Genomic DNA, 5,891 nt, shown 5'->3' with positions numbered 1-5,891 from the left:
GGACAGATGATGCAGTGGTGCGGTGGTCCCTTCGACCCAAGCGCCTTCGATCTAAACGAGGTCAACCAACGCCTGAGGGAAATTCAGCTGTAGCGCAAGACGGTGCTGAGCGGACGCTTACGTTGTTTGGCTACAATCGGCCAAGAGTGGACACATTAAAGTGTCTCCAAAACCAGATGCAATCCAAAAGAAAGGACTTCTTAGCACCACAAAATAAGCAGAAGTTGATTGCCTCGCGAAGCGATAGATTCTGAAGGATGCGAACAGTGGGCATGGTTTTAGGACAGTAGATATAGCTCGGTAGGAACTCCGTGACAGCTGGTCGGATTATAGGTGCAGCAGTTGAGATAAGTTAGTCGGAGATTGGCCAAGCATGTGTCGCTATCGACAGCCTAGCGCCTTAATCACGCGGCCACTTAACCTTACATAGTCACCACAAAGGCCTCGGCTTTTTCGACGTCGCCGTTAACTCAAGCGAGCAAACCATCCCCCAATCTATGGCAAAGGATCGCTGCGGCCAACGATAGTGACGCATCCGAAAGCCGGGTGGCACCATTAATTCGCCTCCATCTACTTGCAAACTGAAGAGGTCGACTGCAGGAAAGTACTGACCGGCTGCTTCTGGCCGATTGTGGCCACAAACAGGAAGCCACCCTGATCCGAAGCGGATCGTAGTTGCACTCTGCTCGGAGTGCGCATTATGAAAGAAATTAACACTTCGCTTACACCGTGACGCTTAGTGACCCCGTCAAGCGTGCCTGCATCGACGTCATGCGTGCCCACACACTCGCTTAAGCTCTGCTGCACAAAGTCAATCTTCGGGGCCATCGATTCGATGGTCGCCCACAACGCTGGATACTCGCCACGGTGCTCTTGCAGCATGCGCACGGCGCGCTCACGCGCCTCGGGCAAAATTTGTTCTGAATCGGCCATGACTCTGCACACCTTTTAAAGTTTGCCTGCACTTCCAAAGCGTGGGCGAATGAATAAATGTTATGACCAGGTACGCAGTAATCAAGATCGAAAAAATGATTCATTTATGGCTTTATTAATCTGTTGCCAATCTCAATAAACATATAAAATTTTCTATATCAAAATAGAAGTAAATAATTCAATTATTGATATAAATCAATTGCTTGCATTTTTTCATAGTTGTGACAATATTAAAAAACGAAACCTTTAAAGGAAAAATGCAATGACAAATCAAACCCAAACACAACCCGCCGCAACAGAAAAAACACGCAAGCGCTTGACTCCAGCCGAGCGCATGCAGAAAGCCCGCGACGCCTTGCGTAAAGCGGCGAGTGACCAGCGCCGATTTGATACGCGCGGCAAAGTCGTACTGGGCGGCTTCACGATGGGCATAGCTCGCAGCAATTCCAGCTTTGCCCAACAGCTACTGCAGGCGCTCAACACAGCAAAACTGCGCGAGCAGGATAAAGAGGCGCTTGCCGACTTTCGTAAAGAGTTGATGCTGATTTGCAGCGGTCATGCAAAAGCACAGCAAAACCAAAATGTGGGTTAAGCCAAAAGGGCTCCCGGCCAAGATGAAGTCTGTCACTGAGGGCGCACTTAGCACTCGAATTCTCGAGTGCACGTTTGCCAGCGCTGCGCCTGGACCGCAACGAACGCGCTTCGCGGTTCGGGCTTTGCCCCCAGCCGCTGGCGCGGCCGGGTCCCCCCTTTTGGTTTTGCATAGGTTTTTGGAATGAGCGATAAGGCCCGCGCAGCGATTCAGCGCATACAACAAATGCAAGACGAGAACCGTCGCCGCAAAGCGGCAAAGGCTGCCGCGCGCCTAATGGACAAACAGACCCGAGAGGGCAGCAGCAAAAAAAGCAAAAGCACAAAAGTGCGCACTCCCCGCACGCCGCGCGCGCCAAAAAGCGCCAGCCAGTACCATCTCAATCAAAAGTACAGCAATCGGGCTGGCAAAAACCGCGCGCCAAAATCTTGCACCGATAAGCTTAAGTATGACTTTGGGCTTGACGAAAAAGGCGACGAACGCATCGCTTTCATGTACATCAGCGCGCCTGACAAGATCCCTGCCGCCGCACTCGACTTACTAGCCGTCGCCCGCGAAGCGGAGCGCACCGCCGGCCGCCAGGCTAACTCGCGGCAAATGGCCCATCTAACCGGGTCCCTACCGGAGAACCTGAGTAACGAGGCGCGCGCCGAAATTGTCAGAACCCTTTGCGACCACCTACGCGCGCAACGCGATGACGTCCCCATCTTTGCCGCCATGCACGCACCGGACGAAGATGAAAAAAACTGGCACTTTCACATTAGCCACCCCTTGCGCCACATTCACCCAACCGAAGACGGCGGCTTCATCATGGGCGAGCGAATCATGTTTGAGCAGCGCGCAGCAGTGCGCAAAGCCGCAGGTCTTGAGCCCACGAACCATAGCGAACTACGCGCCTGGCGCGAGCACGTTGCCAGCGTGATTGCCGACGCAGTTGCAAAAGAAACGGGCGACCTGCAGGCGGCCGAGCGTTGGCGATGGGGTCATCTGACGCTTGAGCGACAAGTTGAAAAAGCCGCCGAACGAGGCGATGTAGAGTTTGTCGCAGATAGCGTGCTGCGGGACGCAACCATCAAAGAAGGGCTTAACAACAGCCCGTGGCGCAAAACGCCGCCACGCGACTTTGCCCGCGCTGATGCCCAATCACACAACGCACAAGCGACAAGCAAAGAAAAGACCGTGCCTGCACCGAAATTGCTAACGCAAGCAGCACTGAACGCCATGCTTGAGCGAGCAAAGGCCCAGGGCATCACCAATCCCGAGCAATTGCGGCTGTTCGCCCGAGATTGCGGCGTAACCATTACCTGGGCAAAGAGCGAAAGCAGCTTAAAGGCGCAGGGCGTGAGCTATGCGTTGGCTGGTGGCCCAAAATTCGCAGGCAAAAACGTTGGAATGTCACTCAAGAGACTTCAAGATCTCATGGGCTGGGACGAGCCCCCCGCGTATTCACGCGTTTACAAAAAGGCTGACGTTCAAAAATACGAAGAAGCCAAAGTCGCAGGTCGCATCAAGCCCAGCGACGCATTAACGGCCGGTGCGACGGCCGCGATGGTGCGAGCAAGCAAGCTCTTCAAGCAAGCCAAAGAGGTAGCGGCAAGGCAAGCCACAAAGCGCCAAACCCCAGCAAAAAACCAACCTCCACCCCCCAAACCCCTGGGGGAATTGCGCGCGAGCGCGGCGACAGTAGAGGGAAAAAAAGCGAAGCCAGCCGAGCAGCCAAAAGAGCTTCAAAACATCGCCGACGAGCAAGACCAGCCTCGGCAGCAAGCTGCCGCACTCACCCAAAAGAACAACTTCCCCCACCCCCCTACCCCCCGCCCTGCGGGGGGAAAACGCAGGCTTTTGGACATGGGCCTAACAGCCAAACCAAAGCCAGCGCCCACAGTACCAAGCTGGGTGGAGGAAGAAAAAGAGAGAATGAAAAAAGAGCAAGCGCAGCGACTAGACGAAAAGTACTGCAAGCTTAAAAAGCTTTACCAAACCGCACCCAAACAAAGCTTTGAGCACAACAAAGCAAGGGAGGACTTAACCAACCTTTTGTATGATCACCCCCACCTTAAGACAAGGTATTTCGAGGAACTTAAAAAGGAGGCGCAGGAACGCGCAAGACCAGCGCCAGAGCCGACCCCAGTAGAGCACCCACGCCCAAGCTACGGAAGTCACCAAAAACTCAAAAACTAAAGCCGGCGCCTGAGGCAACGCATGGGCTAATAAACTAACGCGCCCCAACAGACTGGCTGAGCAGAAAACATACTTTGTTCTTTCTCATACCAAATAAACGTGTACGCACTCATTTTTAAAACAACCAGATGAGACAAAACATGAGACAAAACATGAGACAATTTTTGTTATGTTTGTTGTTTTTTTTGATGTTTCTTGAAGCCTAACTTATTGATTTATTTTAATGTTCTGTATAAACTGGATAGGCTTTTTTGACTCATAATCCGTTGGTGCCGAGTTCGACTCTCGGGGGGCCCACCAGTTTCCATGCGGTTCTTGGCCATTTTTACCGCCTGCTTGCTATATAGCAGTGAAAAGAAATTGGCCAGCACTACCAAACCCGCCACCGAGCGGGTTTTTTCTGCCAGTACGGCTATGGATGTGCTGTGAAGCGCCAGCAATTAAAACAAGGGGTTGCCGAAGATATCAGCAACCCCCTGTTTTATAGGTTAAGCGGTAAAAGCAGCTACGATGACAGGTGCAAGCTCTTTTCTTACTGCTTCGCAAGCTCAGGGGTGCGGTACACCGGAAGGCCGGCGCAAGCCGACGCGGGGTGTGGCGCCGGGTGGGCGATCGCGTGGCCCCTGCGGGACTACCCGGCATCCAGGCCTTGGCCGCTGCGAACTTGTTTGAAAACAGCCGATTTATCAGGAACTTGTGACCCAATCCTCAACCCTTAGACCGGGTACGCGGTCGAACTCGCGACGGTTGTTAGTAACAACAATAAGTCCCCTAGAACGCGCATGGCCCGCGATCATCTGGTCGTAAGGACCAATCTGCTTACCCTCGCGCACGAGCTCTGCACGAAGCTGCCCTGTGTGAGCTGCCGCTTCTGGGTCATATCGGAGCACTTCGAGGCGAGCCGCAAAGCCCTCAACATCAGCCAGATTACGTTCTGGATTCGAGGACTTTTCTGCGCCGTAGATCAACTCCATCAAGGTTACTGTGCTGATGCACATTTGACCGTGGTGCCGCTTAAAGGCTTCTCGAACTTCTTGTGGACGATTCTTGATAGTAAAAATACAAATGTTGGTATCAAGCATAAACTTGATCATCAGAACGCCTCGCGCTCCTGATCCGCCGGCTGCTCACGTTGCGCCATAAAATCGGACGTCACCCCCTCGTCATCGAACCAGCTATCCCACGTTTCACCGACAGGCGTTATGATTCTGGTGCGGCCAAACACCACAATGTCGACCCGCTTAACGCTTTCAGGAAGCGCTACGGCCTTGGGCAGCCGTATGGCCTGACTACGATTACTTTGAAAAACCGCACCTTGTTCCATGGGAGACCTCTTGGGATATGGCTAATGTATATCCCATACTAAGGACTATAAAAGAATATGTCAATGAGATATACAAAACAGCTTATAGCAAGGCCTCACATGCAAGCCGAGCCTTGAGCAAATTCAAAGCAACATCCTCCCTCTGAGTTTGGTGATGCCTGCCGATTCGGCTTGAAAGATATTTATGCAAGACGTAGAAATAGTTTGTTGTTAATTATTGATAAAGATTAGCGCGATAGTCTGCAAATAGCTGCTATCAGCACAACGAAGATTACTGCTCGAAAACGGCTTGCAGGGTTTGGGCGCTTAAGACGTTAATAGCCCAACGTTGCAGCGTGTTGGTGTCGGCTTGGTGGATTAGGTCGGCCGCCCAGTCGGGAAGTGTGCCGAATTTTTGTTGTAGCTGGGCGTGCAGCACATCGGCGGCGCCGTGGCGCTCGCCTTTGCTGAGCCCCTCTTCCAGCCACCCCTGCTTGTTCTCATCAATGTGACGCTGCAAATAGTAGCGTTCGATGTTGCTGATGAATGTCATGGCTTGCGGTTCCTCGATTTGCGTCGTCAGGGTTGTCATGAAAGTATCTTCCATGGCTTTGGGCAGTATCAGCAATGAATCGATGATGCGCAACAGGTTAATGCGCTGCCCAACGTCATAACCCCAATATTTCAATAGTTTAGCCAATTCCAGCTTGCTCACCAAGCGGGATTCGGCGGATGTTTGCGTAGCCCGGCAGGCCAGTTGGGCCAGGATCACGACGGCAAAGGGGTTTGCGGGTGCAATGCGGTGTAGCTCGTCGGCCCTTGCAGCCCATTTAGCCAGGTTAATTACCGGAAATGTAAACAGCAATTCGTTGCTACCCACTG

General features: G+C 52.6%; 4 protein-coding genes and 2 pseudogenes. 2 read left to right on the top strand and 4 right to left on the bottom strand.

Going from position 1 to position 5,891, the window contains the following annotated elements:
* Nucleotides 1–738 precede the first annotated feature (738 nt).
* Nucleotides 739–933, bottom strand: a pseudogene (locus GTU67_RS15470) (IS3 family transposase); the annotation flags it as partial.
* A gap of 334 nt (nucleotides 934–1,267) precedes the next feature.
* Here GTU67_RS15470 and GTU67_RS14970 point away from each other — a divergent pair.
* Complete coding sequence (locus GTU67_RS14970) at nucleotides 1,268–1,525, top strand: hypothetical protein (RefSeq protein ID WP_185780791.1); 258 nt, start codon at nucleotides 1,268–1,270, stop codon at nucleotides 1,523–1,525.
* Between the two features lie 771 nt (nucleotides 1,526–2,296).
* On the top strand, nucleotides 2,297–3,706 hold the full coding sequence (locus tag GTU67_RS14965) for a hypothetical protein (protein WP_185780790.1): 1,410 nt from the start codon (nucleotides 2,297–2,299) through the stop codon (nucleotides 3,704–3,706).
* A gap of 686 nt (nucleotides 3,707–4,392) precedes the next feature.
* Here the strand turns inward: GTU67_RS14965 and vapC are convergent.
* From vapC to GTU67_RS14950, 3 genes and pseudogenes are all read right to left on the bottom strand, one after another.
* Entirely contained in the window at nucleotides 4,393–4,800 is a 408-nt protein-coding gene (gene vapC / locus GTU67_RS14960; protein WP_185780789.1) for a type II toxin-antitoxin system tRNA(fMet)-specific endonuclease VapC, read from the bottom strand.
* Nucleotides 4,800–5,030, bottom strand: a complete 231-nt coding sequence (gene vapB, locus GTU67_RS14955) for a type II toxin-antitoxin system VapB family antitoxin (RefSeq protein WP_185780788.1) — start codon at nucleotides 5,028–5,030, stop codon at nucleotides 4,800–4,802. Before vapB ends, vapC begins: the two co-directional genes overlap by 1 nt.
* Before the next feature lie 271 nt (nucleotides 5,031–5,301).
* Nucleotides 5,302–5,891: pseudogene (locus tag GTU67_RS14950) on the bottom strand (hypothetical protein); the annotation flags it as partial.

Origin of the sequence: Pusillimonas minor, assembly GCF_014237865.1 — a bacterium.
Classification (GTDB): Bacteria; Pseudomonadota; Gammaproteobacteria; order Burkholderiales; family Burkholderiaceae_B; genus Neopusillimonas; species Neopusillimonas minor.
The sequence above is the reverse complement of the archived record's forward strand: the minus strand, read 5'-3'. Positions and strand labels throughout refer to the sequence as shown.